The following is an 18,865-nucleotide window of genomic DNA, read 5'->3' as shown; positions in this document are numbered from 1 at the left end:
GGGTGGTCGGTCGGTTCCGTGGTCAGGAGGCGGCGGGGCCGCCGAAGTAGCGGGCGTGGCGGGCGACGACGGCGTCCCAGTCGGCGGGGTCGGCCGGGAAGCGGACGACGCCCCAGCCGGCGTCGTAGAGGCGCTCCTCGGCGTCCTCGTCCCGGGTGGCGTCCTCCTCCCTGTCCGGCCCGTCGACGAAGACGGCGAGGTTGACTCCGGGCAGGTGGTAGACGAAGTCGGGGAGGGCGGTGCCGACGAGGGTCTGGCCCTCGTCGGGCAGGCGCAGGCCGTGGTCCCTGAGCCAGTTGACGAGGGTCTGCTCCAGGGGAGTGTTCGCCATGTCGTCGGCGTCGTCGGCCGGCGTGTCGGCGAGCTTCGGGGCCGTTCGCCCCAGCTCCTCGACGAGCCGCCGGTGCTGCTCCGTCGGGGACTCGCCCCGTCCTTCGGGCTCGGACACGGCGGAGGCGAGGCGGCGCAGCAGGTGGACGACGGTGTGGCGGTCGATGGCCGCGTGGTCGAGCTGGTTGCCGTAGGTGAGCAGGCAGTCGTAGCAGCCGCGGGCGCAGTGCTGCTTGGCCTGGTCCACTCCGTGCTCGTCGAAGTGGCAGATCTCCAGGGCGCGGAGGGCGGCGACGGCAAGCGCTCCGGGCTCGGCCTGGAGGCGGCGCAGGACTCCGGCGCCGCCCTCCGCGGCCTCGGTGAGCAGGAAGCGGTTGCGGGGACCGTCGTCGGGCGGGAGCAGTTCGCTGGTGAGCTCGGAGTCCTCCAGCTCGAACGCAGCCTCGACGCCTCGCTCCAGGGCGTACATGAGAGTGAGGGCGATGGGTTCGGGCAGCGGCTCGTCGAGGGTGACGACGAGGATGTTGCGGCGGTCCTCGACGAAGGGGACGACTCGCTTCTTGCGGCGCTTCTCGTTGCCGTCCGGGTCGATGACCGGCATCTCGCTGGAGTCGCCGGACGCCTCGGCGGCATCGCGTTCGTTCATCCAGTGGCCGCTTGCGGGGTCGAGCCAGTAACCGTCCTGCTCGTTCTCCTTGGCGCGCAGCCGTCCCTTGTTGGTGATGCGGACGGTGGCCGAGTCGCCGTACGAGATCGTGGCGAGACTGCCCGCCAGGTCCGAGACGTGGGCGTCCTGGCGGCCCTTGCGGATGCCGTGGTCCTGGAAGCGGTACGAGATCTCCAGCCGGAATCCGGCCCTGCGGCGCTCCTCCTCGTCGGATGAGATCCGCTCCCGGCGCTGGGTGTAGACGGTGTGCAGGTGCAGCAGGTTGTAGGCGGCGGCGCCGAGCGGCTCCTTGCACATGTCGCAGACGTCGGCGCGCTGCTCGGGATCGTGGTGGTAGCCGCAGTGCTTGCAGCGGGTGGCCGCGGTGGTGGCGATGTCACCGGAGGAGTCCGGGGGCAGCTGGACGCGGGTCACCTGGTAGCGAGCGCCCTCGTGGTAGATCAGCGCGCCGGGGCCGAACTCGCGGATGGCGAGGAAACGGGGGCGCTGGAGGTAGTCGCCGTCGCCGTGGCGGCGGCCGGTGGTCGGGATGTAGGCGGCCAGCGGCAGGCGGGGGAAGGAGTAGCCGGGCAGGAAGCCCTCGGAGGCGAGGTAGCGGTAGGGGTTGAAGTCGGAGAGGACGGACCGGCTGTCCGGGGTCTCGTTCTTCAAGAGGTTGAGCTGGGTCTCGGCCTCCTTGCGGCGGGCGACGGCGCGCCGCCGGTCGCCTTCCGTGAGGGTGTGGTCGAGGACCCGCTTGTTCTGGACGTACTGGTCGACGAGGGCGGCCCGGAAGAGGTCTCGCCAGCGGTCGAAGGCGCGGTCGAAGCGGTCGGGGGCGGTGCGGACGCGGTCCTCGATCCAGCGCTCGTCCCACCAGACGGTCGTGGCGAAGTCGGCAAGCAACGGGCCGAGGACCCGGTGGGCCGCCGCCACCGTACGGGCCTGCGCGTCGGCGTCGCGGGAGGCCGCGTACAGGTCGTCGTGGAGGTGGAGCGCCGGGTTCGGGCGGCCCAGGCTCTCGTCGTACGCGATGTCGATGATCTGCGGAATGGCCCGGCCGAGCTTCAGCCCGGCCTCGGCGAGCCAGATGCCCTGGAGGTGGGAGAGGACGAGGTCTTCGTTGGCGAGGTCGAGGCGCGGCGGGGCGACGGCACCCGCCACCATGCGCTCGGAGCGACGGAAGTAGTACTGGTCGTGGCTGTTGCCGGTGGCGCAGTACGTGGTGACGAGGGCGGGCTGGCCGCTCCGGCCGGCGCGTCCGCTGCGCTGTGCGTAGTTGGCCGGGGTGGGCGGCACGTTGCGCATCATGACCGCGTTGAGGGACGAGATGTCGACGCCCAGCTCCATGGTCGGGGAGCAGTAGAGGAGCTTCAGTTCGGCCTTGCTGAAGGCTTCTTCGCGGCGCTCACGCTCGGCGGGGTCGACCTGGGCGGTGTGCTCGCGGGCGAACAGGCCGGACAGTTCGGCGGCGGCGTTGCGGTAGAGGTCGCGGAAGAAGGTGTTGACGCGCGGCCCGTCGCCGCTGGCGTACGTGCGGGTCAGGGGGTCGTGGGCGCCGGACTCGCCGGGGCCGGCCCGCCAGATGAGGGAGGCGGCGGAAATCCGGTAACCGGTGGCGGCCGGACCGGTCGGCGCGCGGAAGCGGCCGGCGCGCTGAGGGGCGGCGCTGACCTCGGTGACCAGGCCGGCCTTCGCGAGCACCTTCAGCAGGTCCTCGATGATCTTCTGGAGGTCGGTGTTGTCCAGCTTCACGCCGTCGCGCACGTCGAAGACCGTGGGTGCGGTGCGGCGCAGGTACTTGCCGAACTTGCCGCGGGCCGAGAGGAAGTGCGCGGACCGGTCCATGCCGCGGCTGGCCGACTGCGGGTAGGCGGCTTTGACTCGGGGCGCGTCGGACTTTCCGAGGACCCACGGGTCGATGAGGCGCTCCTCGCTGGCACGCTGGAGGGCGTCGAAGTCGTCGCGGAAGTACTGAACGTCGATGGCGAGTTCGCGGCGCAAGTCGTCCAGGAGCGTCCGCGTGATCTCTGCGCGCAGGGCGGGGTCGGCGTCGCGGAGCGCCGCATGCGTGTCCTGCCAGCGCTCGTCGCGCTCGGCGACCCACTGGAGGTCCGCGTAGTCGATCGTCAGCAGACCGGTCCGCTCCAGGTTCGGCATGGTGATGCGCCAGCCGCTCTCCAGGTCGAGGTAGAGACGGAAGGCGATGACGTCACGCAGGGTCTTGGCCGCGTTGCGGGCGAGGGCGGGCGGCAGGTCCGACTGGCCGGTGTACTCGACGGGGTCCAGGGCGAGGGCGTTCGCCACGCGGGTGGCCAGCTCCTCGTGGTGGATGCCTTCTTCCCCGGCGTCCAGGGCGGCCCGGTAGAGCGCGCCGCGCAGCTGGGTGATCTGGACGAAGTCGTTGAAGTGGCCGGCCTGGAGGGAGGCGTCCTGGCGGTTGTCGACGAAGGTGAGGAGCTTGCGCGCCTCCTTGTCGAGGGCTTCCTCGGGCACGGCCTTGAGGGAGCGGACGACGGCCGCCGACACCAGGGAGGTGGCGGAGGACCGGCCTTCCTGGTCGAGGGTCGCGAGCTTCGCGAAGTCCTTGCCACGCGGCTGCTCGTAGGACACCGAGCACTGGATGCAGAAGCGGAACGGGGCCGGGATGAAGGCGGCGTCCAGGTCGCCCCGTCCCTCGTACCCATAGGGGTCGACGGTCACGGCGCGGGGCGCGCGCTCGCGGTACGACTTCCTGACAACTTCCTGACCACGGTCGTCGAGCTCCAGCCACGACTCCGGCAGCTTGCGCTCGGCGACGGCCTCGTCGAGCGAGCGGGGCCACGGGCGGCCGACGTAGAGGTAGCCGTCGCCGGCCCTGCCGCCCGTGGCGGAGGTGTCGCGGCGGGACTCGTAGCGGACCTCTCCGTCCTTCTCGGTGCGCCACACCGTCAGGTACTCCTGGCCGCACTCCCGGCAGAAGGCGAGCGGGATGAGGAGCTTGCCGTCGGTGCCGGGCTGCACCTGCTGATAGTCACGGGTGAGGTGGCGGCTTTCCGGGTCCTCCAGGGTGACGTAGACGGTGTCGCCCTTGGAGAGGAACTGGTGGAGGCGGAAGGCGAAGAGGGGGCGTTCCGTGACGGGGTGACGGGCCTGCGAGCCGGCCTCCAGGGTGGCGCGCAGAGCCGCGGCGCAGTCCTCGACGGACACGCCGCTCTCCCGGGCGAGGTCCTCGGCCGCGTCCTCGATCTTGGCGGGCTTCTGGCGGACGAGGCGGTCGGTGAGGGTGTCGGTGGCCAGGCCGAAGCGGGTCTCGATCCAGCGGGCGAGCGGGTCGCGGACCAGGTCCGCGTACGCACGGGGCGCGTCGGTGGTGCGCAGCCGCTCGGCAGGGACGGTGTCGGGGGCCGGGTCGGTGGCGCGGACCAGGGTCTCGCCGATGACGTGCTCGGTGCGGATCCTCGTGCCGAAGAGCTTGGAGGCGACGCCCGCGACCACGCTCTTCTGCTCGTCGATCGTGCCCTCGGTGGACATGGTGGCAGAGGTTCCGACGCACTGGAGACGGTCGGCCTGGCACGCCTCGCGGACGCGGCGGATGAGCAGGGCGACGTCGGCGCCCTGGCGGCCTCGGTAGGTGTGGAGTTCGTCGAAGACGAGGAATTCGAGGCCCTTGGCCATCCGGACGAGGCTGTCTCGGTCGTCGGGACGGGTGAGCATCAGCTCCAGCATCACGTAGTTGGTGAGCAGGATGTCCGGCGGGTTGTCACGGATCTCCCTGCGGGCGGCGTCGTCCTCCTGGCCGGTGTAGCGGGCGAAGGTGACGGGCTCACGTCCTGCGCCGTAGCCGTCCCTCAGGTACTTCTCCAGCTCCTTGAGCTGGCTGTTGGCCAGGGCGTTCATGGGGTAGACGATGATCGCGCGGACTCTCTTGGCCGTCCCTCGCGGCTCCGTCTCCCGGTCCCTGAGGACCTTGTCGACGATGGGCACGATGTAGGAGAGGGACTTGCCCGAGCCGGTGCCGGTGGTGAGGACGTAGGACGCCCCGGACCGGGCGGCGTCGACGGCTTCGCGCTGGTGCTGGTGGAGGGTGAGCGGGCGGCCGTCGCAGACGGTGCCGCCCCTAGCCTTCTTCGCCTGGAAGATCCGCGCGCACTCGGGGTGGAGGACGCCCTGGGAAGCGAGCTCGGCAACGGTGCCGGCGGAGTCGAAGAAGGGGTTGAGGGAGATCCACGGGTTGGGCCACTGGGACTTGGCGTCGAGGTCGCGCCGGACGAAGTCGGCGACGCGTTCGTCACGGATGATCGTGCCGCCCTGGGTGAAGGCGCGGTACTCGTCGATCAGGTCCCGGTGGACGCCGAAGACGTCCATACCGGACGTGTGTGGGCGGGTCTGGGCGGGCGGCTGGTCGTCCGGAGCCTGCCGCGCCGTGGGCGTGGAGAGCGCGGACCGGTCCTGGAGGAGGCGGCCCACCGGGTCGAACTCGCGCCAGGCGGGCAGCGGTTCGGCGGGTGCGACGAACGGCAGCAGGGCGTCCCGTACGGCGGCGGCGCTCTCGGGGCGGTCCGCCGGGTCCTTGGCGAGGAGGCGGTCGACGAGGCGGGCGAGCGCCTCGGGGATGTCGTGCCGGACCAGCCGAACCGGGTTCGGTGCCTGACGGACGTGCTTCTCGCCGAGTTCGTACGCGGAGGTGCCGACGAACGGCGGTACGCCGAGGAGCATCTCGTACAGGACGCAGCCGAGGGCGTAGAGGTCCGCCGCCGGGGTTACGGCTCCGCCCTGGAACTGTTCGGGTGCCATGTAGCGGGCGGTGCCGACGGTGACGCCCGTGCTGGTGAGCTTGGTGCCGTCCGGGTCGTCGACGATCCGGCCCATGCCGAAGTCGAGGACCTTCACGAGACCGCCGCGGGTGAGCATGACGTTGCGGGGCTTGAGGTCGCGGTGCACGACGCCCTCGACGTGTGCGGCCTTGAGCCCCTCCGCCATCTGCGCGGCGATGGCGGCTGCCCAGGAGATCGGCAGCTGCGGCTCGTCGGCGACCAGGTCTGCGAGGGGGTGGCCGTCGAGGAACTCCATCGCGAGGTAGGGCAGGCCGCCGTTCGTCTCGTCCACACCCCCGGCGATCGTGCGCGGGAGGTTGGGGTGCCGGCCGAAGGTCTGCATAATCCGCACCTCGCGGGCGAACCGTTCCACGGTCTTGGTGTCGCCGCCGTGCGTGTCGATCTGGAGGCCGGACCGGCGCCGAAGGATCAGCTTGACCGCCACGACGCGGTCGGCGTCGCCCGGAGCGGCATCAAGATCCTCGGCTCTGTGGACCTCACCCATGTTGCCCGAGTCCACAGCCCCCAGAAGCCGGAACCGCCCTGCGATCATCTCCGTCGCCACAGCCCATTCCCTTGCATCTTCGCGTGGCCCTGCGAGCACACGACTCCCCACGGGAGAATGCCGTGGAATGCGACACGGACAGACTCCCAGCCCCACAGGCAGCGTACACGATACTTCTATCGTAAACAACACTTCAATGCGTTGACGGCGTCAACAGGCCTTGCTGGTGGGTCACGGGTCGTGTTCGTCCATCAGGCGCATCAGGTTCCGTTTGCGCTTCTGGGTGGCGCGCAGGTCGGTGACGTACGTGGTGAAGTCGTCCGGCGTGCCGAGGTGACGGTGGCAGTCGCGGATGCTCAGGAGCAGGCTGACGAGCTGTTCGTAGGCGTGGTTGCCGGTCTGGCAGGTTAGCGGGGCGGCCAGGCGGTGGTAGACGGCGAGGGCACCGGCGGGGCGGGTGGTGCGAGATCGGTCGGCGAGGGTGAGCCACTGGCCGTCGTGGGCGCCGTGCTCCGTGGCCGCGCGCCAGGCGGCATCCGTGTCCTTGTCGTCCAGGAAGACGTCGACGAGGACGCGCCCACCGCAGCCTTTCGCCCGTTCCGCGTCAGTGCGCAATAAGGCCAGAGCCTTCTCGCGCTCGGGCGGCCAACATGCGGCGGCCCTGGCTGCGGCGCGCAGCTGCTGGTAGGCAAGCAGGCTGCGGCGGGCGGCGAAGTGGTCACGGCGCAGGGTGACGGCGTCGGCAAGCCGGCCGGTTCGGGTGTAGCGGTCGGTGAGGTGGTCGACCAGGGCGGTGTCGACAGTGGCGAGGTCCTCAGCGTCGCGGATGCCGCGCTCGGCCCACTCCAGGGCTTCGGCGGGGCGACCGGCGGTGTCCAGTTCGCGGGCGATGAGCAGGTGGGTGTGACCATACTGCGCGGCGGCGTGCACGGCGATCACCGTGTCGACGTCCCGGCCCGACTTCGCCAGGCGCTGCAGCAGGTGCCTCTCGGCCCAGCCGGTGCGGTTGGCCGTCCATGCTTCCGTCGCGTACCGGCGCAGGGCGATCAGTCCCTGCTCGCCGAGCAGGTCTTCGTAGTCGAGCGGGTCGATGTCCGTCAGGTCGGCCGCTTCGTCGAGCGCGTGGGTCACCAGCCAGTGCGCGAGTTCCTCGGGCTCGGGCGTGGCTTCATAGCAGGCGTCGCGGTGGGCGTCGGCGAGGCCGGCGCCGATCTGGCCGAGCCAGCCGTCGGAGTCGTCGACGCTCTCGGCCACCCCGGCCAGCAGCCCGATCGCCTCCCGCGACAGTGCTATCGCGTCGGAGGCCCGGCCGGAGCCGGTCAGCGAGCGGATCGCGGACACCGCCTGCCCGGCCTGGTCGGCGTAGGCGCGGGCGTCGGCGTACTCGACGTAGCCGTACTGGGCGAACGGGCCGATGTCGAGCAGCTCACGGATGCGGAACCGGATCCCGGCCAGGTCTCCGCGAGCACTCGCCGCCCGCAGCTCCAGGCGGCGCTCAAGCTGCTGGTCCTCGGCGATCTCATCTCGTACGAGAGTGAGCAGTTCCTCCCGCGACAGGGCGGACAGCCAGGTATCGAGGCCGCGCGCCCGGTCCCAAACCGACTCCCGCAGACGCGGGAGGTCCGCCTCCTGGGCGATCACGGTCAGGCCGAGAGCGACCAGGTGCTTGCAGAAGTTGCCCTCCTGGCCGTACGGGCAGTCACACGTGCCCGCCGGCCCCTTCCCCTTGCGCCCACCCAGGACGAGCTCCGTCTCGTACCGTTCCGTTCCGTGCACCGACGCCCTGATCCAGCCGTCACCGAACTCCACACCGGACACCTCGTCGACGTAACCGAGCCCGCGCCCGAACGAACGCTCGCCGGCCAGCACCCTCAGCTTCGCCTCCGTAAGACCGCCCAAAACTCTCCGCGCTCCGCTCCGGCTCGGACTCCCCCACCAACTGCGCTCACACTAACGGCCGCCGGATCGAACAACCCCAGGGATCAGTACGGCGCCACCTCCGCGCGTCGCTGCTGCTTTCAGCAACTCGCACGCCCTCCAAGTCCCGTCGGCTCCGCCGCCCGGCCGACGGATCCTCCTCGCACCAGACCGTCAGCGACTGATTCCCTGCGGCGCCTCACGCCCCGCCTGTATGGTCGTCGACCACCCCGGCTCCCCGGGCCTTCCCCGAAAGGCGCCGCATGACCCAGCCCGCCACTGTGAACCTGACGAAGGCCTCGCCCACGGTCTCCCTGGACAAGCACGGCGTGACCTCGGGACTGATCAAGGTCAACCTCAACTGGACCTCACCGCAGGCCGCCGCCCAGCGGGCGGCCGGCGAGGCCCATGGCCTGTTCGGCCGGATACGGGCATCGCTGCGGTCGGCCGCGGCCAGGCATGTGGATCTCGACCTCGGCTGCATGATCCGCTGCACCGACGGCTCCAAGACCGTGGTGCAGGCACTGGGCAACGCGTTCGGCACGGTGGACCGCTTCCCGTACGTCGCCCTCGACGCGGACGACCGGACCGGCGCCCGGGAGACGGGAGAGAACCTCGTCATCAACTTGGACCACCAGGCCGAGCTCCAGAAGCTCCTGCTCTTCGTCTACATCTACGAAGGGTCCGGCGACTTCCGCGGCCTCGACGCCGTGGTGACGCTGACCTCCGACCGCGGTGACCGCTTCCGGGTGGTTCTGGACGAGTGCCCGCCGCAGGCACACGCCTGCGCCATCGCCCTCATCAAGCGGCAGAAGGGCGAACTCGTCATCGGCCGCGAGGTGCGCTGGTTCACTCCGCAGGACGGCCCCGGCGTCCAGGACGTGATCTCCCGCGCCTACCGGCTCGGCATGAAATGGACCCCCGGTCGGAAGTGACGCCCCCTGCCACGGACAGACCGCGTACGCCCTCAGGCGCACTCGACACTCGACCGGCATACGACCTTGCGGTTACCGGGAGCCGCCGCATTCCCCGCGGTCAGGCACACTCGGCCATCCATGCACGCGACCACCCACTCGTTCGAATCGAGGCCCGGTGCACGCACCCCTACACCCACCAACGCCCCACGGCATCCGCCACGTTGCACCAGACTTTCAAAACAAGCCGGAAAGCATGCAATGGCAACCAAGCAGAACGTTTCGTTTTAGCGGAACATGCGTGAGGCTGGGCCACTAACATAGAATCAGATGCTCCGATGACCTGGCAAAACATCGGAAAACGACGGCCTCCGGAGTCATGTGCGCGGTTTCGGATCCCGCCGGCGGAAAAGGCGACACTGGCTACCTCTTCAGGCGAACCCTCCACGCAGCACCCACCCTGCACCACGATCACTGACAGCATCCGCCCGTCACGCAGCCATAATCCGAGGGCAGACCATTGGAACGGCCGGTCAATGAACGTCAGCTTGCGGTTCTTGAGTGGGTGGAAGCCGGGTGTCCTGCCAGCGTATGGGAGACCAGCTCCTACAAAACCACCTGTCAGGCACTGCAGAACCGGGGCCTGGTCACGGTCTCCCGCAAGGGTGGGCAGTGGAGCGTCGCTCTGACGAGCGCCGGTCGGCACTACCTGGCACACGGCACGTGCCCTCCCCGCAGGCCTCGCCCGCGGAAGGCCCAGGCCGCCACTCCGCAACCGCCGCCCACCCGAGCGCAGGAAATTCCGGCAGCTGGGCGAAAGCCCAGCCCTCCTCCACGGCCTCGCGTGACCTTCACGGAGCAGTTGTTACAGGAGCTCGCGGGGCGGGCGGCCGACTCGTCAAGAGCGGCAGCGGTCCGGAGTTGGAGAAGTGGCCGTCGCGTGTAGCTGCGGCGCGCAGATCCGGAAGGATCTCGGAGACGAAGGAGCTCTATGGAGGTTGGTGCCGTGACGGGTACGAGATCAAGCTCGTCAACATGCCAGCCTGGCGCCTCGCGCCCCTCGAACCCGTCCCTGTGCCCTCGCGGCTCGCGCGGCCGCACAGCGTGGTCCGGGCCATGCAGAACGAACCCCAGCCGCTGGGCCTCACCAAGTCCGTCCAAGGACGCGCCCTCAGGCTTATCCAGGCGCTGATCATCGCCACCGAGAACGCAGGACACTCCAGTGCGGCAGGGCAGACCGGCTTCGCGCCCCCGCCCCATCGCCGCCACAGGGCGTCTCCCCACTTCACCATCACCGCGCAGGGCCAGACCGTGGAGTTCCTCGTCCTCCAGGAACAGGACCGGACTGAGCACGTCGCCACCGAGAAGGAACTCGCCGAGGCCAAGAAGAAGTCCTGGATCAGGATCCCCCGCTTCGACTACACCCCGTCCGAACGTCTCCGCTTCGTCCTCAGCGGCGGCCAGCCGCACCGGGCGAGCGAATGGTCCGACACCCCCGCACACTCTCTCGAAGCCCAGCTCGCCGAGATCGCGCAGGAGGTCACGCTTCGCGGCGAAGCCGCCGAACGCAAACGTCTCGACGAGATCGAAGCAGCCCGTCAGAAGCGCCTCCACTGGGAAGCCGCCATGGATGAAGCGCGCGTCCAGTACGCCGAGGCGTACCGCGTCAGGCACTTCGAGGCGCAGGAAGCCGCATGGCGCCACGCCACCCGACTAACGGAGTACGTGAGCGCCGTACGCACCTGGATCGAGACCATGCCCCCAGGTCAGGCCGGGAGCGAAGCCGAAACATGGATCGACTGGGCGGCAGCACGCGTGGAGCGCCTCGACCCGCTGAAATCACCGCCGCGACTGCCCGACATCCCCGAACCGCGAGCCGACGATCTTAGGCCCTTTCTCGGGCACTGGAGCCCGTACGGCCCCTGACTCAGCATGGGCCGGACCCCCGCCTAGCCTCACGGAATGTCACTACCGAGAAGCGGGTGGGGCTGGGGCAGCCAAAAGCTCAGCATCCAGTGCCCCAGCCGCCTCAAGGTGCCTAAGACCAGGCAGCTGGGGGCTCCACTCGGTGGTCACCAAGGCTGCATGACGACCCATCAGAAAACATGCCGTTCGTGCGTCAAACGTGCGTCACGTGCGTCGAACATGCGTCAAGATATCGCACCTAACGCACGTAGCTCCCATACCGCACACTCGGAGAAACAGCAGGTCAGGCGTCCTTCTTCACCGGCTCCAGAATCGCGACGCACTCCACGTGGTGCGTCATCGGGAACAGGTCGAACGCCCGCAGCGTCCGTACCCGGTAGCCGCCCTCCGCGAAGTAGGCGATGTCGCGGGCCAGGGCCGCGGGGTCGCAGGCGACGTACGCGATGCGGCGGGCGCCCAGGCCGGCGAGGTGCTTGACCGTCTGCTTGCCGGCGCCCGCGCGGGGCGGGTCCAGGACGATCAGGTCGACCTCGGAGATGCGGGTGCGCGGGAGGACGGTCTCGACCTTGCCCTGCTCGATGCGGACCCGGTCGTAGGCCTCCAGGTTGTGGCGGGCGTCCTCCACCGCGCGCTTGCCGGACTCGATGCCGAGGACGGCGCCCTGGTCGCCCACGCGGTCGGCGATCGCGCCCGCGAAGAGGCCGACGCCGCAGTAGAGGTCCAGGGCGGTGTCGCCCTTCCGGGGCATCAGGCCCTGCATGACGGCGAGGACCAGGGTCTGCGCGGCCTTCGGGTGGACCTGCCAGAAGCCGCCGTTGCCGACGCGGTACGTGCGGTCGTCGGCGCGCTCGCGGACGAAGGGGCGGCCGTGGACGCGGTGCACACCGCCGTCGTGCTCGTCGACGCGCAGGACCGAGACCGGCTTGTCCAGCTCCACCAGCGGAAGGCGGGCGCCCGGCTTCGGCGCCAGGATCACCTGGCGGTCGCCCGAGCCCGAGGCGGCGATCGCCTCGACCGAGGCCATGCCCTCCCAGCTGCGCTTCTCGATGCCCAGCTCGGAGACCCCGGCGGCGGCGATCATGCAGTGGTCGATCACCTCGACCTCGTGCGAGCGGTGCTTGCGCAGACCGGCGTGACCCTCGGCGTCGACGGCGTACTGGACGCGGGTGCGCCACTGCGGCACCTCCCCCGCCGGGAGCTTGTCGCCCTCGGCCGGCATGACGGTGCCGTCCCAGCCCGCCTCCTCGGGGGTGAGCCCGGCCAGGCGCTGCAGCTGCTCGGCGATGACCTCGCCCTTGAGCCGCCGCTGCGCGCCCGGCTTGGCGTGCTGCCAGTCGCAGCCGCCGCACTTGCCGGGGCCGGCGAACGGGCAGGGAGCCTCCACCCGGTCCTTGGATGCCTCGAGCACGGTGACCGCGTCCGCGCGCAGGAAGCGCGAGGTCTCCTCGCCCTCCGTCACACGGGCGATGACCCTCTCGCCGGGCAGGGCGTGGCGTACGAAGAGGACACGGCCCGCCTCGGTGCGGGCGATGCAGTGCCCTCCGTGCGCGACGGGGCCGATCTCGACCTCGTACTCCTCCCCGACCAACGAAGAAACAGGTGCGTTCTGCATGACGGGGGGACTCCAGAGAAAGAGAGCGGTGGGCTACCGCAGCGCGGCAGCCCACCAGTCTACGTGCCCGCGCGGGCACGGCACGCCTCAGCTCTTGGCTGTCGGCTCCTTGGGGCGCTTCTCGACGGGGCCGCGGCGCACCGATCCCGGCGCGTTCCAGTCCTGGCGCTTCCTGGCCCGCTTCTTCGCGGCCTCGGAGGAGCGCAGCTGGTACGGCACCGAGGTGACCATCACACCGGGGGTGAACAGCAGCCGGCCCTTGAGGCGCAGGGCGCTCTGGTTGTGCAGCAGGTGCTCGTACCAGTGGCCGACGACGTACTCGGGGATGTAGACGGAGACGGCGTCGCGGGGGCTCTCGCGGCGGATGCTCTTCACGTAGTCGATGACGGGGCGGGTGATCTCGCGGTAGGGAGAGTCGAGGATCTTCAGCGGGACGTTGATGCCGCGCCGCTCCCACTCCTCCTTCAGCGCCTTGATCTCCGCCGGGTCGACGTTGACGCTGAGCGCCTCCACCTGGTTGGAGTGGAGCAGCTTGGCGTAGGCGAGCGCCCGCAGGGTCGGCTTGTGGAGCTTGGAGACGAGGACGATGGAACGGACCCGCGAGGGTCGTACGTACTCGTCGGGGCGCTCCTCGGCGGCCGCGATCTCGTCCGCCACGGAGTCGTAGTGCCTGCGGATCGCGGTCATCGTTCCGTAGAAGATGACCATGCCCAGCAGCGCGACCCAGGCGCCGTGGGTGAACTTGGTCGCGAGGACGACGACGAGGACGAGGCCGGTGAAGAAGGCGCCGAAGGCGTTGATCGCGCGGGAGCGGATCATGTGGCGGCGCTTCGACTGGTCCCGCTCGGTCTTCAGGTGCCGGTTCCAGTGCCGGACCATGCCGATCTGGCTGAGGGTGAAGGAGACGAAGACGCCGACGATGTACAGCTGGATCAGCTTCGTCGAGTCGGCTCCGTAGACCCACACGAGCAGCGCGGCGGCGCCGGCCAGGAGCACGATGCCGTTGGAGAACGCGAGGCGGTCGCCGCGGGTGTGCAGCTGGCGCGGGAGGTAGCGGTCCTGGGCGAGGATCGAGCCGAGGAGGGGGAAGCCGTTGTACGCCGTGTTGGCGGCCAGGAAGAGGACGAGCGCCGTGGCCGCGGCGAGGACCACGAAGAGGAACGTGCCGTCGCCGAAGACGGCGGCCGCGACCTGGGAGATGACCGGGTCCTGGACGTAGCTCTCACCGACCGGGACGCCGTCGAGCAGGAGGTCCTGGGCCGGCTTCTCCGCCATCCGGACGTCGGTGGCCATGGCCAGGAAGATGATGCCGCAGAACATGGTGACGGCCAGGCCGCCCATCAGGGCGAGCGTGGTGGCGGCGTTCCGGGACTTCGGCTTGCGGAAGGCGGGGACGCCGTTGGAGATCGCCTCGACGCCGGTGAGGGCGGCGCAGCCGGAGGAGAAGGCGCGCAGCAGCAGGAAGACCAGGGCGAAGCCTGCCAGGCCCTGGTGCTCGGGCTTGATCTCGAAGGCCGCGGTGGGCGCCTTCATGGTCTCGTCGAGGACGATTCCGCGGTACGCGCCCCAGGCGATCATCAGGAAGACGCCGGCGACGAAGACGTACGTCGGGATGGCGAAGAGGCTGCCCGACTCCTTGACTCCGCGCAGGTTCATCACGGTCAGCAGCACGATGACGCCGACCGCGCACAGGACCTTGTGCTCGACGACGAACGGGATGGCCGAGCCGAGGTTCTCGATCCCGGAGGAGATGGAGACGGCGACGGTCAGGACGTAGTCGACGAGGAGGGCGCTGGCGACGGTGAGCCCGGCCTTGGGGCCGAGGTTGGTGGTCGCGACCTCGTAGTCGCCGCCGCCGCTGGGGTAGGCGTGGACGTTCTGCCGGTACGAGGCGACGACGGTGAACATCAGGACGACGACGGCCAGCGCGATCCACGGGCTGAAGTGGTAGGCCGACAGACCGGCGATGGACAGGACGAGCAGCACCTCGCCCGGCGCGTACGCCACCGAGGACAGCGGGTCGGAGGCGAAGACGGGGAGTGCGACGCGCTTGGGGAGCAGAGTCTCCCCGAGCCTGTCGCTGCGCAGGGCCCGCCCGATCAGGATCCGTTTGGGCACGTCGGTCAGTTTGGACACGCAGAGGATCGTAAGCGTTCGAAAAGCGCCATGCTTACCGGCACCCCCGATGCTTACGGAATCTTGTTGCGGACCACCTCGGATGAGGTCCCGGTAGGCGTTGCCACATAAGCTCGGTTCGGACAGCACGGCAGAGCGCTGTCCGCCGCGGCCCGGGCAACGTCGGGTGAGGAAAGTTGTGAGCAGGGTGTATTCGCAGGTCAGCAAGACGATCAGGAGTGCGGGGTAAGGGGACGTGCACATCGTCATCATGGGCTGCGGGCGAGTGGGAGCCGCTCTCGCGCAGACCCTGGAGCAGCAGGGGCACACCGTCGCCGTCGTGGACCAGGACCCGACGGCTTTCCGCCGTCTCGGGTCGGGTTTCGGTGGTCGACGTGTCACGGGCGTCGGGTTCGACCAGGACACGCTGCGCGAGGCGGGTATCGAGGAGGCCGGCGCGTTCGCGGCGGTGAGCAGCGGTGACAACTCCAACATCATCGCCGCGCGGGTCGCGCGCGAGATGTTCGGCATCGAGAACGTGGCGGCCAGGATCTACGACCCCCGGCGCGCCGAGGTCTACCAGCGCCTGGGCATCCCGACGGTCGCGACGGTCCGCTGGACCGCCGACCAGATGCTGCGGCGGCTGCTGCCGTCCGGCGCGGAGCCCCTGTGGACCGACCCGAGCGGCGGTGTCCAGCTCGCCGAGGTGCACACGTCCCCGGCGTGGATCGGGCACAAGGTGAGCAGGCTGCAGGACGAGACGGGCGTGCGCGTCGCGTTCCTCACCCGGCTGGGCGAGGCGGTCATCCCGTCCTCCCAGACGGTGCTGCAGGAGGGCGACCTCGTGCACGTGATGATGCGTACGGACGAGATCGCGAAGGTCGAGGCGGCCTTCGCCGAGGGGCCTGAGGAGGGCGGTCACTGATGCGTGTCGCTATTGCGGGCGCGGGTGCGGTGGGCCGTTCCATCGCGGGCGAGCTCCTGGAGAACGGCCACGAGGTGCTGCTCGTCGACAAGGCGCCCACCGCCATCTCGGTGGAGCGGGTCCCGCAGGCGGAGTGGCTGCTCGCCGACGCGTGTGAGATCACGTCGCTGGACGAGGCGGCGCTGCAGCGCTGCAACGTGGTGATCGCGGCCACCGGCGACGACAAGGTGAACCTCGTGGTGTCGCTGCTCGCGAAGACCGAGTACGGCGTGCCGCGCGTGGTCGCCCGGGTGAACAACCCGAAGAACGAGTGGCTCTTCAACGAGTCGTGGGGCGTGGACGTCGCCGTGTCGACGCCCCGCCTGATGTCGGCCCTGGTCGAGGAGGCGGTGAGCGTCGGCGACCTGGTCCGGCTGCTGCGCTTCAGCCACGGCGACGCGAACCTGGTGGAGCTGACGCTGCCCCCGGAGTCGGCGATCGCGGGGACGTCGGTGGGCGATGTGGCCTGGCCGCAGGACACCTCGCTCGTCACGATCATCCGCGGCTCGCGGGTGCTGACGCCGAGCCCGGAGGAGACCCTGGAGGCGGGCGACGAGCTGCTCTTCGTGGCCGCGCAGGCCCGCGAGGAGCAGCTGGAGGACCTGCTCTCGGTCCGCCGCGGCCCGGAGGACTCGCCGGCGCTCTGAGCCCGTCACGGCTATGAGAAGGGGCCCGGACCTCGGAAAGGTCCGGGCCCCTTCTCGCGTACGTACGCGAAGACCGGGCCGTGAGGAGTCCAGCCCCTCTCGTGCGCGGGGTGCGTCCCCGCTACGCCTCCGGCTGCTGGGCCGCCGCCGCCTTGCGGGCCTTCTCGGCCTCCTCCTCCGCCTCCATCTCGGCGAAGACGTCGATCGGCGGCGGGGCCTTCGCGAGGAAGACCCAGGTGAGGTACACGGCGAGCAGGAACGGCGGGATCTTCAGCGCCACCAGCACCCAGCCGAACTGCGTGGTGTCGGCCCACCAGTAGAGCGGGAAGAGGATCGCGCACTTGGCGAGCAGGATGAGGCCCCAGGCCCAGCTGGCCTTGGCGTAGGCCTTCTTGCGGCCGGGGTTGCGGGTCCGCCAGGAGAGGTTCTCCTTGAAGACCGGGCCCAGGATCAGGCCGATCAGCGGCACGCCCGCCAGGGTGGTGATGATGTAGGCGAGGGCGAGCCCCAGCGTGTACAGCATCCCCGGGAGGTAGAAGTCCTTGGCGTTGCCCGTCATCATCGCGAAGACCACGCCGATGGCCACGCCGAAGACGCCGCTGAAGGCGTGCTTCACGGTGTCCCGGCGGATCAGGCGGACGACCACGAGGAGCACGGAGACCCCCAGCGCGGCGATGGCCGCGCTGTGGAGGTCCTTGTTGATCGTGAAGATCGTGACGAAGAGAAGTCCGGGCAGGACCGTCTCGACCATGCCCCGTACGCCGCCGAACGCCTCGAACAGCGCGGCTTCGTTGACCTCCTTCGAGACCCGGGCGTCGGAGGCCTGGGCGTCCTGATCCTGTGTCGGCTTGTCGAGGGACGTCACCGGCTACTCCTGTCCGAGCGGTCGGAGCTCGTATTTGGGGTTGAAGAGGACCCGCCGGCCGTGGCTCATGGAGATCCGGCCGGAGGCGATCAGCTTGCGGCCCGGCTCGATGCCCACGATGGACCGCCGGCCCAGCCACACCACGTCCAGGGGGGCCGTGCCGTCGAACAGCTCGGCCTCCAGGGCCGGCACACCGGCCCGCGGACGCAGGGTGACCGTGCGCAAGGTACCAGTCACCTTGACTATCTGGCGGTCGGAGCAGTCACAGATGCGTGTGCACCCCGAGGCAGCCGTGTCCCCCTGGAGCTCTTCGGACTCCAGCTCCTCCTGCGAGGTGGACAGCCGGTCGAGCATCCGGCGGAATCGCCCGGCCGGCTTCTCTGTACGCGGTGCGGCACTCATACAGAAAGCGTACCGGCCCCCGCGGACACGGGCCCCGGCCCTCCCGGCGGCATTCCGCTCCGGGTTCCTGCGGGCGGGCGCGGGCCCCGGATCAGGCGGTCGCGCAGGCCGGTCCGGGCGGGCGCGGGCGCCGGGAGAGGACAGGCGCGGAGGCCGGAGCGGCAGGGCGCGGAGGCCGGATCAGTGCTCGAAGCGGTACCCCATGCCCGGCTCGGTGACGAAGTGCCGGGGGTGCGAGGGGTCCGCCTCGAGCTTGCGCCGCAGCTGCGCCATGTAGACCCGCAGATAGTTGGTCTCGGTGCCGTACGACGGGCCCCAGACCTCCTGGAGGAGCTGCCTCTGGCTCACGAGGCGCCCGCTGTTGCGGACGAGCACTTCCAGGAGGTGCCACTCGGTGGGGGTGAGACGGACGTCCTTGCCGTCGCGGTGGACCTTCTTGGCCGCCAGGTCGACCGTGAAGCCCGCGGTCTCGACGACGACGGCCCCCTCCTCGGCGCCGCCGACGGGCTCCGCCCGGCGCACCGCGGCGCGCAGCCGGGCCAGCAGCTCGTCCATTCCGAAGGGCTTGGTGACGTAGTCGTCGGCGCCCGCGTCGAGCGCCTCGACCTTCTCGTCGGAGGTCTGGCGCGCGGAGAGGACGAGGATCGGCACGCGGGTCCAGCCGCGGAGGCCCCTGATCACCTCGACCCCGTCGATGTCGGGCAGCCCGAGGTCGAGCACGACCACGTCGGGATGGCGCTCGGCGGCGAGCCGGAGGGCGGTGGCTCCGTCGGGAGCGGCGTCCACCTCGTACTTCCGCGCCCGGAGGTTGATCACCAGCGCGCGGACGATCTGCGGCTCGTCGTCGACGACGAGAACCCGGGTCATCGAAGGGGTCCTTCTCTCTGTGGGGGTGGAAGAGGGAGCCGGAAGGCGTGGACGGCGTCGCGCCGGGGTCAGGGGGTGAGGCGTGCGGGCAGGTCCGCCGTGGGCGGGGGCGCCTCGTCGGCCCGCCGTACGGCCCTGAGGGTCAGCGTCATGGTGAGTCCTCCGCCGGGAGTGTCCTCGGCGGTGAGGGTGCCGCCCATGGCCTCGGCGAAGCCGCGGGCGACCGCGAGCCCGAGGCCCACCCCGGAGCCGCGCGGGGCGTCGCCGAAGCGCTGGAACGGTTCGAAGATGCCGTCCTTGCTCTCGTCGGGCACCCCCGGCCCCCGGTCGGCGACCCGCAGCTCCACGCGGTCGGCCAG

12 protein-coding genes are annotated in these 18,865 nt (G+C 70.3%); 4 read left to right on the top strand and 8 right to left on the bottom strand.

Annotated features, from left to right (window positions below; all coding sequences use genetic code 11):
- Window positions 1-22 precede the first annotated feature (22 nt).
- Window positions 23-6,325: a protein kinase gene (locus AB0K65_RS03555; RefSeq protein WP_365714232.1), complete on the bottom strand. Its 6,303-nt coding sequence runs from the start codon at window positions 6,323-6,325 to the stop codon at window positions 23-25.
- Window positions 6,326-6,508: 183 nt separating this feature from the next.
- The gene (locus AB0K65_RS03550; protein ID WP_365713909.1) at window positions 6,509-8,176 is read right to left on the bottom strand and encodes an SWIM zinc finger family protein; all 1,668 of its coding nucleotides are present in this window, start codon (window positions 8,174-8,176) and stop codon (window positions 6,509-6,511) included.
- Window positions 8,177-8,457: 281 nt separating this feature from the next.
- Here AB0K65_RS03550 and AB0K65_RS03545 point away from each other — a divergent pair, with 281 nt between their 5' ends.
- Together AB0K65_RS03545 and AB0K65_RS03540 are read left to right on the top strand one after the other, a co-directional pair.
- Entirely contained in the window at window positions 8,458-9,129 is a 672-nt protein-coding gene (locus tag AB0K65_RS03545; RefSeq protein ID WP_365713907.1) for a hypothetical protein, read from the top strand.
- A 1,014-nt stretch (window positions 9,130-10,143) separates the two neighbouring features.
- Window positions 10,144-11,034, top strand: coding sequence for a hypothetical protein (locus AB0K65_RS03540; protein ID WP_365713905.1), 891 nt, complete (start codon window positions 10,144-10,146; stop codon window positions 11,032-11,034).
- A 283-nt stretch (window positions 11,035-11,317) separates the two neighbouring features.
- On the opposite strand, the gene AB0K65_RS03535 is transcribed toward AB0K65_RS03540, so the two are convergent.
- Together AB0K65_RS03535 and AB0K65_RS03530 are read right to left on the bottom strand one after the other, a co-directional pair.
- The gene (locus AB0K65_RS03535; RefSeq protein ID WP_365713903.1) at window positions 11,318-12,646 is read right to left on the bottom strand and encodes a class I SAM-dependent RNA methyltransferase; all 1,329 of its coding nucleotides are present in this window, start codon (window positions 12,644-12,646) and stop codon (window positions 11,318-11,320) included.
- An 87-nt stretch (window positions 12,647-12,733) separates the two neighbouring features.
- Window positions 12,734-14,782 carry an APC family permease gene (locus AB0K65_RS03530; protein WP_365713901.1) on the bottom strand — a complete coding sequence of 683 codons (2,049 nt, stop codon included), beginning with the start codon at window positions 14,780-14,782 and terminating at the stop codon, window positions 12,734-12,736.
- A 235-nt stretch (window positions 14,783-15,017) separates the two neighbouring features.
- Here AB0K65_RS03530 and AB0K65_RS03525 point away from each other — a divergent pair, with 235 nt between their 5' ends.
- Both AB0K65_RS03525 and AB0K65_RS03520 read left to right on the top strand, forming a co-directional pair.
- Window positions 15,018-15,686 carry a TrkA family potassium uptake protein gene (locus tag AB0K65_RS03525; RefSeq protein WP_365713899.1) on the top strand — a complete coding sequence of 223 codons (669 nt, stop codon included), beginning with the start codon at window positions 15,018-15,020 and terminating at the stop codon, window positions 15,684-15,686.
- Window positions 15,686-16,372: a TrkA family potassium uptake protein gene (locus AB0K65_RS03520; RefSeq protein WP_365713897.1), complete on the top strand. Its 687-nt coding sequence runs from the start codon at window positions 15,686-15,688 to the stop codon at window positions 16,370-16,372. The genes AB0K65_RS03525 and AB0K65_RS03520 overlap by 1 nt, the downstream gene beginning before the upstream one ends.
- 121 nt (window positions 16,373-16,493) lie before the next feature.
- On the opposite strand, the gene AB0K65_RS03515 is transcribed toward AB0K65_RS03520, so the two are convergent.
- The 4 genes from AB0K65_RS03515 to AB0K65_RS03500 form a co-directional block, all read right to left on the bottom strand.
- The gene (locus tag AB0K65_RS03515; protein WP_365713895.1) at window positions 16,494-17,237 is read right to left on the bottom strand and encodes a DUF3159 domain-containing protein; all 744 of its coding nucleotides are present in this window, start codon (window positions 17,235-17,237) and stop codon (window positions 16,494-16,496) included.
- A 3-nt stretch (window positions 17,238-17,240) separates the two neighbouring features.
- Window positions 17,241-17,639 (bottom strand): OB-fold nucleic acid binding domain-containing protein, encoded by a 399-nt coding sequence (locus AB0K65_RS03510; protein ID WP_365713893.1) that lies wholly within the window; start codon window positions 17,637-17,639, stop codon window positions 17,241-17,243.
- A gap of 180 nt (window positions 17,640-17,819) precedes the next feature.
- Window positions 17,820-18,506 (bottom strand): response regulator, encoded by a 687-nt coding sequence (locus AB0K65_RS03505; protein ID WP_365713891.1) that lies wholly within the window; start codon window positions 18,504-18,506, stop codon window positions 17,820-17,822.
- A gap of 68 nt (window positions 18,507-18,574) precedes the next feature.
- A partial coding sequence (locus AB0K65_RS03500; protein ID WP_365713889.1) for a sensor histidine kinase occupies window positions 18,575-18,865 on the bottom strand: 291 nt, incomplete at its 5' end.

It is taken from the genome of Streptomyces sp. NPDC053755 (genome assembly GCF_040677675.1).
Classification (GTDB): Bacteria; Actinomycetota; Actinomycetes; order Streptomycetales; family Streptomycetaceae; genus Streptomyces.
Note: the sequence above shows the minus strand (reverse complement) of the source record. Positions and strands in the feature narration are given on the sequence as shown.

Coding starts and splice junctions, on each gene's coding strand:
- AB0K65_RS03510 (WP_365713893.1), bottom strand. CDS start 17,639: ATGAGTGCCGCACCGCGTACAGAGAAGCCGGCCGGGCGATTCCGCCGG.
- AB0K65_RS03540 (WP_365713905.1), top strand. CDS start 10,144: ATGCCAGCCTGGCGCCTCGCGCCCCTCGAACCCGTCCCTGTGCCCTCG.
- AB0K65_RS03555 (WP_365714232.1), bottom strand. CDS start 6,325: ATGATCGCAGGGCGGTTCCGGCTTCTGGGGGCTGTGGACTCGGGCAAC.
- AB0K65_RS03520 (WP_365713897.1), top strand. CDS start 15,686: ATGCGTGTCGCTATTGCGGGCGCGGGTGCGGTGGGCCGTTCCATCGCG.
- AB0K65_RS03545 (WP_365713907.1), top strand. CDS start 8,458: ATGACCCAGCCCGCCACTGTGAACCTGACGAAGGCCTCGCCCACGGTC.
- AB0K65_RS03535 (WP_365713903.1), bottom strand. CDS start 12,646: ATGCAGAACGCACCTGTTTCTTCGTTGGTCGGGGAGGAGTACGAGGTC.
- AB0K65_RS03505 (WP_365713891.1), bottom strand. CDS start 18,506: ATGACCCGGGTTCTCGTCGTCGACGACGAGCCGCAGATCGTCCGCGCG.